The organism is Chrysiogenes arsenatis DSM 11915, from assembly GCF_000469585.1.
In the GTDB taxonomy this organism is placed as follows: domain Bacteria; phylum Chrysiogenota; class Chrysiogenetes; order Chrysiogenales; family Chrysiogenaceae; genus Chrysiogenes; species Chrysiogenes arsenatis.
This window is the reverse complement of record NZ_AWNK01000007.1, coordinates 105,786-121,562: the sequence shown is the minus strand read 5'-3', so window position 1 is coordinate 121,562 and position 15,777 is coordinate 105,786. Positions and strand designations below refer to the sequence as shown.

The 15,777-nt window shown below is 46.6% G+C and carries 13 protein-coding genes; 10 read left to right on the top strand and 3 right to left on the bottom strand.

The window, feature by feature from the left end:
* Position 1 precedes the first annotated feature (1 nt).
* From P304_RS0106110 to P304_RS0106085, 6 genes are all read left to right on the top strand, one after another.
* A complete protein-coding gene (locus P304_RS0106110) occupies positions 2-2,626 on the top strand; it encodes a bacteriohemerythrin (RefSeq protein ID WP_027389818.1) in 2,625 nt (874 codons plus the stop codon).
* Positions 2,627-2,961: 335 nt separating this feature from the next.
* The gene (gene gdhA, locus P304_RS0106105) at positions 2,962-4,308 is read left to right on the top strand and encodes an NADP-specific glutamate dehydrogenase (RefSeq protein WP_027389817.1); all 1,347 of its coding nucleotides are present in this window, start codon (positions 2,962-2,964) and stop codon (positions 4,306-4,308) included.
* 123 nt (positions 4,309-4,431) lie between these two features.
* Entirely contained in the window at positions 4,432-5,583 is a 1,152-nt protein-coding gene (locus P304_RS0106100; protein ID WP_152514496.1) for a glycosyltransferase, read from the top strand.
* Positions 5,580-6,554: a glycosyltransferase family 9 protein gene (locus P304_RS0106095; protein ID WP_051321464.1), complete on the top strand. Its 975-nt coding sequence runs from the start codon at positions 5,580-5,582 to the stop codon at positions 6,552-6,554. The genes P304_RS0106100 and P304_RS0106095 overlap by 4 nt, the downstream gene beginning before the upstream one ends.
* A gap of 46 nt (positions 6,555-6,600) precedes the next feature.
* Positions 6,601-7,374, top strand: a complete 774-nt coding sequence (locus tag P304_RS0106090; RefSeq protein WP_027389814.1) for an FkbM family methyltransferase — start codon at positions 6,601-6,603, stop codon at positions 7,372-7,374.
* Positions 7,375-7,377: 3 nt separating this feature from the next.
* Entirely contained in the window at positions 7,378-7,983 is a 606-nt protein-coding gene (locus P304_RS0106085; protein WP_027389813.1) for a DUF4254 domain-containing protein, read from the top strand.
* Here the strand turns inward: P304_RS0106085 and P304_RS0106080 are convergent.
* From P304_RS0106080 to P304_RS0106070, 3 genes are read right to left on the bottom strand one after another with little or no spacing between them, the layout of a single operon-like run.
* Positions 7,955-8,995: a glycosyltransferase family 9 protein gene (locus P304_RS0106080; RefSeq protein ID WP_027389812.1), complete on the bottom strand. Its 1,041-nt coding sequence runs from the start codon at positions 8,993-8,995 to the stop codon at positions 7,955-7,957. The two genes, P304_RS0106085 and P304_RS0106080, sit on opposite strands and share 29 nt — an antisense overlap.
* Entirely contained in the window at positions 8,992-10,230 is a 1,239-nt protein-coding gene (locus P304_RS0106075) for an O-antigen ligase family protein (protein WP_027389811.1), read from the bottom strand. The genes P304_RS0106080 and P304_RS0106075 overlap by 4 nt, the downstream gene beginning before the upstream one ends.
* Entirely contained in the window at positions 10,230-11,315 is a 1,086-nt protein-coding gene (locus P304_RS0106070) for a glycosyltransferase family 9 protein (protein WP_152514495.1), read from the bottom strand. Before P304_RS0106070 ends, P304_RS0106075 begins: the two co-directional genes overlap by 1 nt.
* A gap of 207 nt (positions 11,316-11,522) precedes the next feature.
* Between P304_RS0106070 and P304_RS0106065 the strand changes: the two genes are divergently transcribed.
* The 4 genes from P304_RS0106065 to P304_RS14325 all read left to right on the top strand — a co-directional run bounded on the left by P304_RS0106065 (position 11,523) and on the right by P304_RS14325 (position 15,763).
* Positions 11,523-13,259 (top strand): ABC transporter ATP-binding protein, encoded by a 1,737-nt coding sequence (locus P304_RS0106065; RefSeq protein ID WP_027389809.1) that lies wholly within the window; start codon positions 11,523-11,525, stop codon positions 13,257-13,259.
* A complete protein-coding gene (locus P304_RS0106060) occupies positions 13,256-13,978 on the top strand; it encodes a pyridoxine 5'-phosphate synthase (RefSeq protein WP_027389808.1) in 723 nt (240 codons plus the stop codon). Before P304_RS0106065 ends, P304_RS0106060 begins: the two co-directional genes overlap by 4 nt.
* Positions 13,975-14,352 carry a holo-ACP synthase gene (acpS, locus tag P304_RS0106055; protein ID WP_027389807.1) on the top strand — a complete coding sequence of 126 codons (378 nt, stop codon included), beginning with the start codon at positions 13,975-13,977 and terminating at the stop codon, positions 14,350-14,352. Before P304_RS0106060 ends, acpS begins: the two co-directional genes overlap by 4 nt.
* A 247-nt stretch (positions 14,353-14,599) precedes the next feature.
* On the top strand, positions 14,600-15,763 hold the full coding sequence (locus P304_RS14325; RefSeq protein ID WP_051321463.1) for an Opr family porin: 1,164 nt from the start codon (positions 14,600-14,602) through the stop codon (positions 15,761-15,763).
* Positions 15,764-15,777 lie beyond the last annotated feature (14 nt).

Sequence of the window (15,777 nt, the reverse complement as noted above, 5' to 3'; positions counted from 1 at the left end):
CATGGCCATCAACAAAATCAATGTCACCCGTGGTGTACAATGGGTGGAATTCCCTGAACTCGATTTGCGCATTCTCTGCGGTTGCCCGGCCGATGCGGTAAAGCATCTGATCAAGCGTGGCCTTATCCTTTCTCACGAAGTGCAAGGGGTACGATGCGAAACGGGCCCCAATGCCATACTGGTTTCTGATCTTCCGATCCAGAATGGCGAGTTTGCAAACCTCGCGGAATTTCCCGTCCTGCAAATGCTCTACAAACAGGGGATGATCATTCCGGGGCACCCAAACAATACTGGACGAAAGCCACTCTTGATCGGTGCGGCCGATCAAGTGCAATCCCAACTTGGCTATATTTACCGTGGCAATTATGGACTGGTTTCGCGCGAAGAGATGATGGTGGCGGGTCTATCACAAGCACAGGCAGAAGAGTTGTATCGCATTAAACTCAAGTTTGCCTTCGGTCGCATTCAACCAACAACGGAGTTACTCAACACCCATATTGTCGGTGAAGAATCAATCCAACTCGCGCCCGGCCTTTCCCTGAAACGCCTGCGCCCGAATGTCTTTGAGTTCACCTACATCACTTACCGCACTGAATCCATTACCGTCGACTTGAACCTACCCGCCGATCAAAGTTATGAGTGCGCCTATCCGCTCGGACATCGCCGTTTTGAACCAGAATACTTTTCGGTTATTCACTCGGGCGAGGGCGATGGCTGGGACGCGAACCGCCCATGCATGTCGAGCATCCTGACGTATCAAGGGAGTATTTACCTGATTGATGCGGGGCCACACTTGATCAATACCATCACGGCACTCGGGATTGGCATTGAACAAATTGACGGAATTTTCCATACACACGCGCACGATGATCACTTTGCTGGCCTCACGGCACTCATGCGCTCTGGGCGGCGCACGCGTTATTTTGCAACACCACTCGTGCGAGCCTCCGTTACGAAAAAATTGATGGCATTACTCGGACTCGAAGAACACCACTTTAGCGACTATTTCGATATTTGCGATCTCCAATTTGACCAATGGAATAACATTGATGGCCTAGAGGTCATGCCGGTCTATTCGCCACATCCGGTGGAAACCAATATTTATCTTTTCCGCACACTGTGGGGTGATGGCTACAAAACCTACGCGCACTATGCCGATATTGCCTCGTTCAAGGTGCTGCGCGCAATGATTACGGATGATGCGACCAAGCCAGGCATGACACAGGCTTGTTTTGATAAAATTTATCAGGCCTACATGACGCTCGTAGATGTCAAAAAAATTGACATCGGCGGGGGGATGATTCATGGCGAAGCGATTGATTTCGCTTCCGATACCTCCAAACGAATACTTCTTGCCCATCGTGCGGGCGAGCTGACCCTAGAAGAAAAAGGGATTGGTTCGTGTGCCACGTTTGGCACGGTTGATGTGCTCATCGAAGGCGTTTCCGATGGACTACGGCGCCATGCCTTTAACGCCCTCCAAGGCCATCTACCAGGAGCGGCGTTTCATGACTTGCGCATGCTGGTCAACCACCCCCTCAGCGAAATCAATCCAGGCTCGATATTCCTCAAAGAGGGCGATATTCGGCATGAGGTGTTGCTGATTGTCAGTGGTCGTGCTGAAAAAATCTGTTCGCGCAATAATTTCTGCGTCAACGTTCCAACAGGAGCCCTGATCGGCGATAGCATTGTCCTTGGCAACCACCCGTCCTATCACACCTATCGCGCCTGCTCTTTCTTGCGCGTCATGCGCATTCCTGCGGCACTGTACTGCGAGGTTATCCAGCGTAATGGCCTTTTAGAACGCGTCCGTCGTGTCGCCGACTTGCGTACTTTCCTTAGTGCGACGACGCTGTTCAGCGAAGGACTGGCCGCAACGACCCTTGGGAAAATCATTGACTTTGCGCGTGAACATACCATCGCCGCGGGTGAAGAAATCCCGCTCCATAAGATGCTTTTGCTCAACATTGTTCGTACCGGAAAAATAGAGCGCATGATCGGCGATCGGCCTTTTGATACCCTTGAGCCAGGCGACTTCTTCGGCGAAGAGGGTGTCGTGTTCAAGATCCCCACACTTTTCCGTTTACGCGCAACAGAACCGACCACACTTATTCAAATTCCGGGCAGTGTAATCGACAAAATTCCAATTTTACGCTGGAAAATTTTTGAGCACTATCAACAGCAAACCGCACGTATTCTGCATGGCAACGTTTACCAAGAAACCTTTACGTGGGACGAAAACTTAAGTGTTGGCATTGCGCATGTTGATATCCAACATAAGCAACTCATCCGTATTGGAAATACGATTGATCATCAGCTCAGCACCACGCACAGCGCTCAAGAATCGCTGTTGCTTGCCTTCGACTTATTGGTAGATTACCTACAGTACCATTTCGACGCAGAAGAAAAATTAATGGAGATTTACCAGTATCAAGAACGGGAACAGCATTTGGCAGACCATCGCATGTCGATGCAAAAAATACTCGATCTGCAAGAGAGAGTTCGCCAAGCGCTCCTTCCAACACCGTTGACTTTCAGAAATTTTTTTGAAGAGCATATCCTCCTGCACATCCAAGAAGATGATTGCAAATATGGCGCACTCCTCAACACCAAGGGTGTTTATTAGCGAACGATTCTTGCCCACCCATTCGTTGCCAATAAAACGCCAAAACTATTTGCTAGAAAATTTTCAATTGCCTCCCCTCAAAAATTGTTATAAAAATGACAAGTCACAAATGTGACATTTCAAAGCAGGACACCATCCACAGGTTGCCCTGACCAGATGCAAGGATCGCATAAGTCGATACGCTGGCAGAGTCCGGTTTTCCAAGCGCGGTTTTATGGTTTGTGTGGGTGTTTAGGTTCACCGTTTTGCCCCAGTTTACCCCGACAATCTCGTCGGGGTAAAGCTATGGGGGCTATCCCACTGTTACCAAATATAACTCACCGGAGGATCATTCCATGGTAAATGTCAGCGAAAAGATTGAGTCGATATACCGCGATGTCATCAGCCGCAATCCAGGCGAAAATGAGTTCCACCAAGCCGTTCAAGAAGTCCTCGAATCCCTTTCTCAGGTACTTGTTAAATACCCAGAATATGCCGACCAGAAAATTATTGAGCGCATCTGCGAGCCAGAGCGCCAAATCATCTTCCGCGTTCCTTGGACGGACGACAAGGGCGAAATCCACATCAACCGTGGCTTCCGCGTCGAGTTCAACAGCGCCCTTGGGCCATACAAAGGCGGGCTCCGCTTCCACCCTTCCGTCTACCTTGGCATCATTAAATTCCTCGGCTTTGAGCAGATTTTCAAGAATGCTTTGACCGGTCTACCTATCGGTGGCGGAAAAGGCGGTTCGGACTTCGACCCGAAAGGGAGATCTGACGCTGAAATCATGCGTTTTTGCCAAAGCTTTATGACGGAACTCTACCGCCATATCGGCGAATATACCGATGTTCCAGCTGGTGATATCGGCGTTGGCGGTCGCGAAATCGGCTATCTCTTCGGCCAATACAAGCGGATCACCAACCGCTATGAGTCTGGCATGCTGACAGGAAAAGGCCTAGCATACGGCGGCTCACAGGTTCGCACCGAAGCAACGGGTTACGGGACGGTCTTCTTTGTAGACGAAATGCTAAAAGCGCATAAGGACTCATTCGAAGGCAAAAATGTTCTCGTTTCAGGCTCCGGTAACGTTGCCATTTATGCTATCGAAAAAGTCCATGAACTCGGCGGAAAGGTTATTGCTTGCTCCGACTCTAACGGTGTCATTGTTGACGAAAAAGGCATCAACCTACAACTCGTGCAGCAGCTCAAAGAAATCGAACGCCGCCGCATTAAAGACTACACGCAATACGAAAAATCAGCCCGTTTCATCGAAAAAGGGAATATCTGGGACGTTCCGTGCCACATCGCCCTTCCTTCAGCAACACAAAATGAAATCAGTGGGAAAGATGCCGCCACACTGGTGAAAAACGGTTGTATCGCAGTTGGCGAAGGGGCAAATATGCCAACAACGCCGAAAGGAATCAAAGTATTCCAAGATGCTAAAATCCTGTACGGCCCAGGTAAAGCGGCAAATGCCGGTGGTGTTGCCACTTCCGCGCTCGAAATGCAACAAAACGCCAGCCGCGATTCTTGGACATTCGAGTATACTGAAGAACGCCTGCGTCAGATCATGATCAATATCCACCGCGACTGCTATGAAACCGCTGAAGAATTCGGCGAACCAGGCAACTACGTGATGGGAGCCAACGTTGCGGGATTCAAGCGTGTTGCCAATGCCATGCTGTCGATGGGATTGATTTAAGCCGCAAGCTATTATGTCATCTACCGACTAAGACAACCCTACCGAAACCGCCTACCTCATTAAGAAAGTGGGCGGTTTTTTATTGTGACTTCCTATCCGTATTTTGGTAAAAGTATCACTGATATGCTCAAAATAACTGACATGGTGCTCTCCTTGGATAACCGCTCCGCTTTCGAAAATCCCCACCAAACATCACACCTGAAAATTCTCCATACCGAATGGTCAGACGGATGGGGTGGTCAGGAAATACGTATTATGACCGAGATGGAGGAGATGCGGAGGCGAGGAATCGCTATAGCCCTTGCGTGTCGCAGTAACTCGCAAATCTCCCGAGCTGCCCAAACAAAAGGCTTTCCGGTCTATCATTTTCCTTTCCGCTCAAACTTCGACATAAAAACTATTGCCGCTTTATATGCGCTTATTCGGCGCGAAGGCTTTACTATCGTCAATACTCATAGCGGAAAAGACACATGGGTGGGGGGAATTGCCGCACGCCTAGCGGGTGTAAAATTTATCCGCACAAGGCATCTTTCTAATCGAATAAATTCATCCCGTCTGAATTTCATTAATCAGCTCGCACATCACGTGGTAACCACTGGCGAAAGTGTTCGGCAAGATATGATTCGCTTTAACCGCATCGACCCGTCACGGTGCACGTCCATCCCCACTGGAGTTGATGCCGATCGTTTTGACCCAAATAAATATGACAAAGTAGAATCTCGACGATTGCTCGGATTACCAGAAGACGCAATTATAATCGGAAATCTTGGCGTACTGCGGTCGTTCAAACGGCAGGACCTGTTCATCCAACTTGCGGTTGAACTAGCACCAAAACTTCAAAAGCGTGTCGTTTTTGCCATCGCAGGCGAAGGACCGAAACGCAATGAGCTTGAATCCCAGATACACCATTCCCAAGCACAGAATTATGCCGTTTTGCTCGGTCACGTGAGCCAACCTGAAGTCTTTTTGGCGGCTATTGATATTTTCTGTCTAACATCCGATGGCTTCGAAGGAGTGCCCCAATCGCTCATTCAAGCACTTATGATGGGGAAGCCATCCATTGCTGCCGATATTGGTAGCATTCGTGATCTGTGGAATGATGGGAATTTCGTATTGCTCGAAGAGCATGGGAAAGATAAATACCTCTCGGCTATTAAAGAAATGCTAGATAGCCTTATTGATTGCCATCAGAATACGGCTGCTGTCCGCAACACTATAGCGAATAAATTGAACAACAATGTAATGACAGAAAAAATGTTACGGGTGTACTCTTGAGTCCAACCATTATCAATGCAAGCTTACGCAAAATCCTCCTTGTTCGTAACGATAATATCGGCGATCTTATCTGTACCACCCCCGCAATAGAAGCCTTACGTAAAGTGCATCCTAATGCGCAGATTGACATAGTGGTTAATTCTTATAATGTATGCGCAATACTCCAAAACCCTTTTGTCAATAATATTTTTTCATACACAAAAACCAAGCATGCGCATGGGATCTGGAATAAAGCGAAAGCTGCCTGTGGACTCCTTATACTACTTTGGCGCATTAGGCAAACGCAATACGATGCTGTTGTAGTTATTCGCTCCCAATACTCAAAACACCCCGCTATTTTTGCGCGTGCAGCTAAAGCACCACACATGATTGGCGCCACCTCTCCTCATGGCGATGACCCTTATACTTATCACGTGGGCGGAAAACATGACCATGAAGTCCTTTTTTGCTACGCGGCCTTGGAACCGTTAGGGGTCACTAATAATAGCGAAAAAGCTCACTATCATGTCGACCCTCAGTTTTTCTCTAAATTTCACCAAGCCAAAAATGCCCTGATTTTTCATATTTCGAGCAGATCGCCTGAAAATCAGTATCCTATCGAAAAGTTTCGCGCAATTATCAATGAGCTTTCCATGTATCCATGTATAATCACCGCTTTACCAGAAGACAAACACGCTGCAGAACATCTAGCAATGTCGACACATGCTTCCTATCTCCCAACCCAATCTTTTGACGAGGTAGTAGCTATTATCGCCCAAGGAAAGCTGTTCATCACACTAGATGGTGGTGCGATGCACGCAGGTGCGGCAACAGGCGTTCCTACAGTTGCAATTATGGGCAAACAAGGATCAGAGTATTGGGCACCTTGGGCTTACCGTAAATATGCCCTACATAGCACAACTGGATGTGCGCACGAGATTACTATCGACAGCGTATTGCAGCAGTGCAGAGCACTGCTATCAAACTCATAATTTCACCACTAACCACTGCCGCATCACACGATAAAGGAGTATATTAGTGAAACAATTTTTGAAATATTTTTTACGTTCAGGGTCTTTAACATTTACCTTGGCAAGAAAAGGTGATGGAACCATTAAAGTGTTCACCTACAAGGGAAAGGAAATTTTCTACCGTAGTGGAACAAGTGATGTTCGGCTCATATATGAAATTCTTTTGAAAACTGGAACAAAAGCGGAATACAAGCCACCTTTTAAATTGCGTCCTAATGTCATTTTCGACATAGGTGCAAATATCGGACTTAGCTCAATCTATTTCGCAAACTGCTTTCCTAACTCGCGAATATACGCTTTTGAGCCAAGTCGCCAAAATTATGAATTGCTTGTCAATAACACTAAAAACTATCCGAACATCTCCGCTCATTGCCTTGGCTTCGGTTCTGCGGACGGAGAAACAACATTTTACCTCTCTGATGATGCAACAAACTTTGGAGGAGGCTCAATTCACTCGCTAGGTATTGATATCGCAAAGCAGGAAACCGTAAAAATTGCTAAACCATCAACCTTTCTTAAAGAAATTGAGAACCAGAAGATTGATATCATAAAGATAGATACGGAAGGAGCAGAATACGATATCATCACGTCATTTCCCAATGATGTTCTTAATTCGGTTACTTGGATTACCGGTGAACTTCACGGTATCAACGACTTTAAGTTACTTGACTACTTGTCAACCACATTCTCCATTCAGGTCAACACGAAACTATTCAAACGTTTATCGCGATTCGATGCCTTTAATAAAAATGCAACAAAAGAAACATTGGAAGGAAATTAAGCCTTGCTAAACGCAATTACCATTACACAATACCATGACAGAGTTCTTCAACACCAATCTTGGCCAGTATTGCTTTATCAAGAAAGTGATCCGTTGTGGCTTGCCATAGATAAAAATCATTTCTTTAATTGCTCACTCTGGAAAGAAGAAGATCAAGCACGCAGAAAAAATGTCCCCGATAGCGAAATTGCAGCTAATAAAAGAGCTATCGACTCATTTAACCAACAAAGAAATGATGCCGTAGAAATTATTGATGAGGTTCTTTTGATGCAGTACACGAATATTGCTCCCGCATCAGACTCATGGACAAACAGTGAAACTCCAGGCGGCATCATCGATCGCCTCTCCATTCTGAGCCTGAAGATCCACCACATGGCAATACAAGCTCATCGCGATGACGCTGATGACAACCACCGAAACGCTTGCCAGCTCAAACTCGCTAAGCTACAAGAGCAGCGGACGGACATCTCAATATGTTTCGATCGCTTCATAATCGGCATAGCAAACGGAACAGCACACTTTAAAATTTACCGCCAATTCAAAATGTATAACGATCCCAAAACAAATCCCTACCTGTACGCTACGATCCCTTCGTGCGCCCAGCGATAAGAGAGTCGACTTTTGCATATACATCGTCATCAGGCAATTCAGCCACTGCCTTTGGTGTATCAAGAAACGATACATTCGCCCCGACGGGTCCCCACTGGCTGGGATGTGGAGAAACATCAGTTTCCGCAAATAACCCTAGCACCCCACCGGGACTCGCTGCGGCAAAATGCATCAATCCACTATCAGGAAAAATAGATGTAGAAGCTGACCAAATAAGCCCTATGGCAGGGAGAATAGCACCCCGAAAAGGAATGAGCCACGGCATTTTGGCATCTACTACCGGCAAAGCGATATCATCATCACCAGGATATATAGGGTTATTCGAAGCCCCTGGAGTCCACATGAAAATTGTTTTCAACCTATGCTTCCTATAAAAATGCTCAGTCCATCGCACTATTTGATCGTATGAAGGCTGCTTTTTTGCTCGACGTGCTCCGAGCCCAAGGACAATGTATTCACGCTCATCAAGACCATTCTCACTAAGCCACTTTAGTGTCCAACTCCGCCATACGGTAGGAAGTTGAAATGTTGGGCACAAAAGCACTTCCGGTAATTTTACACCAAACGGCTCAAGCAACATCAGCATGCGTTGACTTTCATGCAACTGGGAGCTGATAGCAGGAATAGGGTGGGTCACTGGTGCTCTCACACCTTGCTCACCCTCCAAAAATGAAATTTGGTACTTAGCTCCTGTTAGGCGGGCTCTACGTAATGCCCGATGGGAAAAATCGCCACCGGCGACAATAACATAGTCATAGCAGGCTTTTCGTATACGCAAAAAGCATACAAGCTGGCTCCAAAGCGCAGTAATAGATATTTTCTTTCCTTCGCGGTACCGCTGGTAGATATGAATATGGTCAACAGCAGGATGTCCTTGAATAACCCAAGCGTTGTAAGAGTTGGCCAAAACATCAATCTGAGCACTGGGAAAGCTCTCGCGCAAATGCGCCAGCATGGGAGTAGTGAGCAACATGTCGCCTATTTTATCACGTTTCAGAATAAGAATTTTCATTGATTTGCCTCTCTAAACAACCCAACCCAAACTCCGAAAAGCACCATAGAGAGGATACCATGTTCCGTATGCAACGATGTATTAAATAGTCCGCTCACAAACGTCACAACAAGACCTCCTACAGCAGATAACCATACAATCAGACGCTGGTCTGACAAATAGAGTAAATTTCGTTTCTTCCACAGTGACCCTGCCCAGACAATAATTAGAAAAAGCAAGGCAGAGAATCCGAGAATACCTTTTTCTGCAAGGGTATTCATATACAAACTGTGAGCATGGTTCGAACCCAGATACCTTTCCGGGTCAAATACCTCCCCTCGCTGTTCCTTCCGCAAGGCAATCAACTCCAATGTGATATGGCGAAAATTTCCCATTCCAACTCCGGCGACAGGATTCTCACGCCATCCTTCGTAAGCGACATTGGCCAACCTATCTCGGTGACTAAAACCTTCTGACCCTGCCACCCCCATTTGCAAAAATTTTGCAGTGGCGTGAGGTATCGCAATAATAAATCCGGCCATAATGATTACAGATAGAACGCTCGCCATAGCCGCCTGCTTAAATGAAACCCTGAACCACGCAATGACGACAAGTACCCAGAAAACAGCAAAGGCCAATATCGCACCCCGACTCGCCATCTCTAATAGAGATACCCCATAAAAAAGGCAACACGTCATGAAGCCCCAGAAGCCAAATCGTTTCACCACATCAGGCTGGCGGACGTACCAAAAGACAAACGCCATCAAAACAGCAAAAGATAATGCAAGATAGATGGCACTATGGTTTACATGCCCAACCGAATGCAACTGCAACACACCCCGCTTGCCTGTGAAAACAAAATTCCAATATCCATGTATCAACGCAATGATGGTGCCAGCAACTACACACTGCAACAATAGGACATAAGTTCTTATTTTATAATGACTCCGCGCAAGCATCCACCCTACAAGGGTGTACCGCAAAACATCGAGAAAGCCGCCCCACTGCGCATCCGAAACACTTGCGAAAAAAGCGGAAAAGGCACTTGCAAGAATGAAACAAGCAAACACATTGTCCCAAAAATCCCACCGAAATAATCTATCAGGCTCTGACCTCATTCCCCACAACCAAGCTATAACAAAAAGCATCCAAGCGATATTTTTCGGTGCTTCAGCAAGTGGCAGCACTAAGAGCAGCATGCATAGAAAAAACACCTCCACGCGCTGTTGAGTACTCTGCAAAGCATTCGCGAACATTAGCCACCTCCCGTAGTCACGATATGCCGACACACGCACTGATACACTTCATTCGCTGAGATTGCCCCCATACCCACGTTACTCCTCTGCTTTTTCGGAACATTACTTTCCCATACACAATCTTCCGCAACTATCATGACATGTTTATCGAGATCCTGAACGATACCGGTGTGTGAAGGATTTGTGCTTGCAAACAACCCAACGGTCGGGACACCGAGCGCTACCGCTACGTGCATTGTTCCTGTGTCATTGCTTACCAGCACGTTAAATTCCCGCACGAGCCATGGCAATTGGGCAATCTGAGTATTGCCACAATAATTCTTCACCCGAAGCGGATCTACCTGCACCACTTTTTCCGCAATCGCCCTTTCCTGGGCAGTTCCACACAGTGCGATAATGATATTGTTATTGTGATTCAACAGTTGCACGGCAAGTGCACAGAAACTCTCAATAGGCCACGTTTTGTAAATATCCGATGCACCCACCTGAAAGCCAATAACCACATTGTGATCAGAAAAATACTGCCGCTCGGTACTTTGCGAATATTCAGGGGATAGCACCATACGCATATCACTGGCTCGACCACCCAGAAAGCGAACGATCTCAAGACGCTCTTCGATTGTATGTACTCCCGAAGGGAACGTAAATTGGTGCGAAAGGAGGGAGCTATAAGGGCTGCAAGTAGGAGACTTCAAAATAATATTGCAGCCTGAGAGAACTGCGCTGGGAATATCCTGCGGCCCATTTGCATGAAAAATGAGAATACAGTCGGGACGCATTGAACGAAGCTCACGAACGTTCCTGAGAAACCCCCGATACCCCCCATAATACAATAAAAACGCGTCAACATAGGGAAAATGAGCAAAAAGTGGATGGATTTTTTCGTGAATAAAGAGCGTGATGTGAGCCGCTGGAAATGACTCGCGTAGCGCTTTCAGCGCGGGGGTCGACATCAACGTATCCCCAAGAGCCGTATTGGAGTAGACAACTATAGAACGGGGAACCTGATTCAGTCGATGTCGATGTTGCAGACCAGAAGCATCGCGCGGGTGGCGCCACAAATACCACCGCAGCCAGACATCCACGCACCATTTCCAAAAATTCTTCACAAATCGCCCTTTCACGTTCACTCTCTATACACGCTTATAGCATAGAAAGCAGTCCCTATCTATGGTCAATTTCGCCACATACAGACAAAATTATCGTGTAGTAAAAACACTTGTAAGAATCAATATGAAAAGCTAGAGTTCACCCACTTACTAAAATAAACGTGAAGGATAGAAAAACCTTGTATGATCGCTAAAAGACTTTTTATGTATGTCATGCCATACAAAAAACTCATTGGTATATCAATTTTTTTCAGCATAGCAGTTTCTGCAACGGATGGTGTCATGGCATACCTCGTCCAACCTGTTTTGGACGATATTTTTATCAGTCAAAATGGCACATTACTTCAGTTGCTTCCCTTTGGCGTCATCGCCCTTTTTTTCCTGAAAGGCGTCTTCCGCTACATACAAGGGGTAACAATCCGCATAGCAGGACAACTCGCCATGCAAACCATCCGCAATGAAGTCTACTCACACATGGTGCGGCTACCCGTTCGTCATTATAGCAAAAACTCAGTTGGATCACAGATGAGCAAAGTGATTAACGATGTCAGCACCATGCAAGTTGCTATAGCTGACACTGTTACCGTTCTCCTGAAAGATTCCCTCACCGCTATCGCACTCCTTGGTCTTGCCTTTTATCAAAACTGGCAACTCACCTTACTGGCTATCATTGTACTTCCGCTCACCATACTCCCTGTGCGCACAATCGGGCGCAAAATTAAAAAATTTACGATTCAATCACAGGAAAAAATTGGTGAGCTCTCTGATACCCTTCAAGAAACATTTAGCGGCATAAAAATTGTTAAATCATTCGCATTGTCCCACACCATGATCAACCGCTTTGCCACCATCAACGATCGGTACTACCGTTATATCGTCAAAACTATCAAAAATGAACAGCTTGCCTCACCCGTCATCGAACTCATCTCCAGCTTTGGTATTGCGGCTATCATCTGGTTTGGCGGAAAACAAGTCATCGATGGCAGCATGACTACCGGAGAGTTTTTCAGCTTTTTAACTGCTCTTGGGTTGATGCTCGCTCCCGTTAAGCGCCTTATCGCACTGAACAGCGTCCTGCAACGCTCTTTCGGTGCTGCCGAGCGAGTTTTTGAAGTCCTCGATACGCCGCACGAAATCACAGACCCTACCGAACCCAAGAAAATCGAACATATTAACGGCAACGTCATCTTTCACAATGTCAGCTTTCGCTATGACGACGAATGGGTACTGCGTGATATCAACTTAGAAGCTAACTCTGGTGATGTTATCGCTCTTGTTGGTATGAGCGGTGGTGGCAAAACAACTCTGGCTTCACTGCTTGTCCGTTTTTATGATGTTACAGAAGGCGCCATTACTATCGATGGAGTTAACATCAAAGATTTTACGCATGTTGATCTCGCGAATGCAATAGCGTTTGTTGATCAAGAAACCATCCTCTTCAATGACACCGTGCGCCAAAACATTCTTTACGGAAAACCCGATGCGACAGAAGAGCAAGTTATCGTTGCCCTGAAAGCCGCAAATGCGTACGATTTTGTCATGGCAATGGAACAAGGACTTGATAGCGTCATTGGTGATCGTGGCGTTCGCCTTTCCGGTGGCCAACGTCAGCGCCTCTGTATCGCCCGCGCCATCGTCAAAAATGCTCCCATTCTTATACTCGACGAGGCCACCTCTGCTCTGGATAATGAGTCGGAAGCTCTTGTACAGGCGGCGCTGCACAATCTCATGCAAGGTCGCACTACGTTTATTGTCGCCCATCGTCTTTCCACTATCACCCATGCTGATAAAATTGTGGTTCTTGAGCAAGGACGCATCGCAGAAGCAGGCAACCACGCAGAACTATTAAAACATAACGGCCATTATGCCCGTTACTATACTATGCAATTTACAACGACAGCACACAAGGAGAACCCATGAAACTCGGAGTCAACATCGACCATATTGCTACGGTGCGTCAGGCACGGCGTGGTGCCGAACCATCCGTTGTAGCCGCTGCATTCGCCGCCGAACTTGGCGGAGCCGATTCAATTACCATCCATTTGCGTGAAGATCGCCGCCACATTCAGGACAGCGACCTTTCCCTCCTCCGTCAAACCTCTATTCTTCCACTTAATCTGGAAATGGCTTGCACGGATGAAATGATTCGCATTGCTTGTGAAGCCAAACCAGAACAAGTCACTCTCGTCCCTGAAAAGCGTGAAGAGCTTACCACCGAAGGAGGGCTTGATGTGAAAGCTAACTTTCATGCACTTCAAAGTGCGGCACGCACCCTACGCGAGGCTGGCATCTTGGTCAGTTTTTTTGTTGATCCCGATAAAGAACAGATTCAGGCATGTAATGACGCTGGCGCACATGCGGTCGAAATTCATACTGGCAGCTATGCCAATGCAATGAATCAACAACAAAGGGAAGAGCTCCGCCGTATTGTCTGGGCTTCCGAGTTCACCCTTGAACAAGGTCTCTATTTGCACGCAGGGCACGGGTTGAACTACCAAAACGTGATAGCAATTGCTCAAATCCCTGGGATGCAAGAGCTGAATATTGGCCACAGCATCATTTCACGCGCCCTGTTTTGTGGACTCGAGCAGGCAGTTCGCCACATGAAAGAACTCATGAGTCGGGTCATGCAATCGTGATTTATGGCATAGGAGTTGACATTGTCGAAGTGCACCGCTTCGACAATGTCACAATTAAATTCTTAGAACGTGTTTTCACGCCAAGTGAAATTGAATATGCGTCACGCGCTGCGAGCCCATCACAGCGATACGCCGTTCGCTTTGCAGCCAAAGAAGCCTTCTTAAAAGCGATCGGAACAGGCCTCCGTGACTGCACCTTTCAAGACATGGAAGTTTACCATGATCACCTTGGGAAACCATTCCTTAAGCTGCACGGCCGCCTTGCAGTATTTAGCCACATTGAACAGTACCGCGTGCATCTTTCGCTCTCGCATACCGCCCAGCAAGCTATAGCATATTGTGTTGTTGAGTCCATTACAACCCCGCTCTCATAAGTTACGAAACTCGCTCCTGTGCTACATTCAAATTAGTTACGTTTCAATGTCAACTAACTGACAAAATACGACATACAAAATATTTCTTCTCTCTTAAATGGCGCGTAAATAATTTGGATACCATTAATTATAAACTCTGTCATGTTTGTTACATCTATCTTTCTGTAAATTGTCAGTTGATTTTGCATCCTCTTTACATTATCAACTCACTGACAAGTTCTCAAATATCACACTTTATGGAGGATTTATGAATCGTGTACACCACAGTTTATTTGTTGCGGCTGCTCTTTGCGCAATCCCTGCCATGGCTTCTGCCAACGCACTCGAAGAATCGTTCAAAAATGGGTCTGTCTCTGGTCACGTAGGAATTTATGGCCAGCAAACTAATTATGACGATGCCGCCACTCCAGACGAAGGATTTTCTAACGGGAATGCTTCGATTAGCTACGAAACGGCTCCACTGCATGGATTGAGCCTTGGAATGGGTGCTTGGGCGACTACACGTTTGAGCGAAAAAAATGATGGCAACTATGACGCCCTTATTGCACAAGATGCTATCATACATGAAGCTTTCATTCGCTATACCCGTGAAGGAGTCGTTGGTATTACTGCTGGGCGCCATGCAGCCGATCTTGAGTGGCTCGGCGACTATATTGAAGGCGCCACGGCCACCGTTGATGCTATCGAAAACCTTGGACTTACTTTCGTATGGGCAAAGCGCCAAGCGGTTGTGGGCGTCGATGAAGTAAGCGATAAGTTTTCTCTTTTGAGCGATAATGATGCCTTGACAGGCGCTGGGCTTAATAAAGAAACCAGTGGTCTTTTCGTCTTTGATGCCAAATACACCCCTATCACATGGCTCGAAATTAACCCTTACTACTATCATGCACCTGATGCCTTCCGCGCTCCCGGCCTCAAGCTTACTGCTACGTTTGAGCCTATGGAAGGGCTGACAGCGACTACCATGGGACAGTATGTCCGTTCGAGTGTAGATAGCAACCTTGGCGGGCAAGATGGTAATGTCGCTTGGATTGAACAAGGGGTTGCATTTAATATTTTTAGCGCTACTGCTGGCTATATTTCAGTTGACGATAAAGGTGCAGGGTTCATCGCATCTTTTGGCGATCAAACGCCATTTGCAGAAGGAAATAACACATTATCTGACGATGCACGTACGTTCTACCTTGGTGCTGGTGTAGAAATCGCTGGTGTTTCCCTTGGGGCGCTCTATGGCCAAACTCGCTATTTTGATGGAATAGATAAAACAAAAGAAAAAGAACTTGACCTGAGTGTGGGCTACGAAATCATTCCCAACCTCACTTTTGGAATTTCGTATGCTGACGTGAAAAACGATAAATCAGGAAATGATAATTATAATATCGTAAGTGCGGGCATAGAATACGGTTTTTAAATCAAGCACCCATT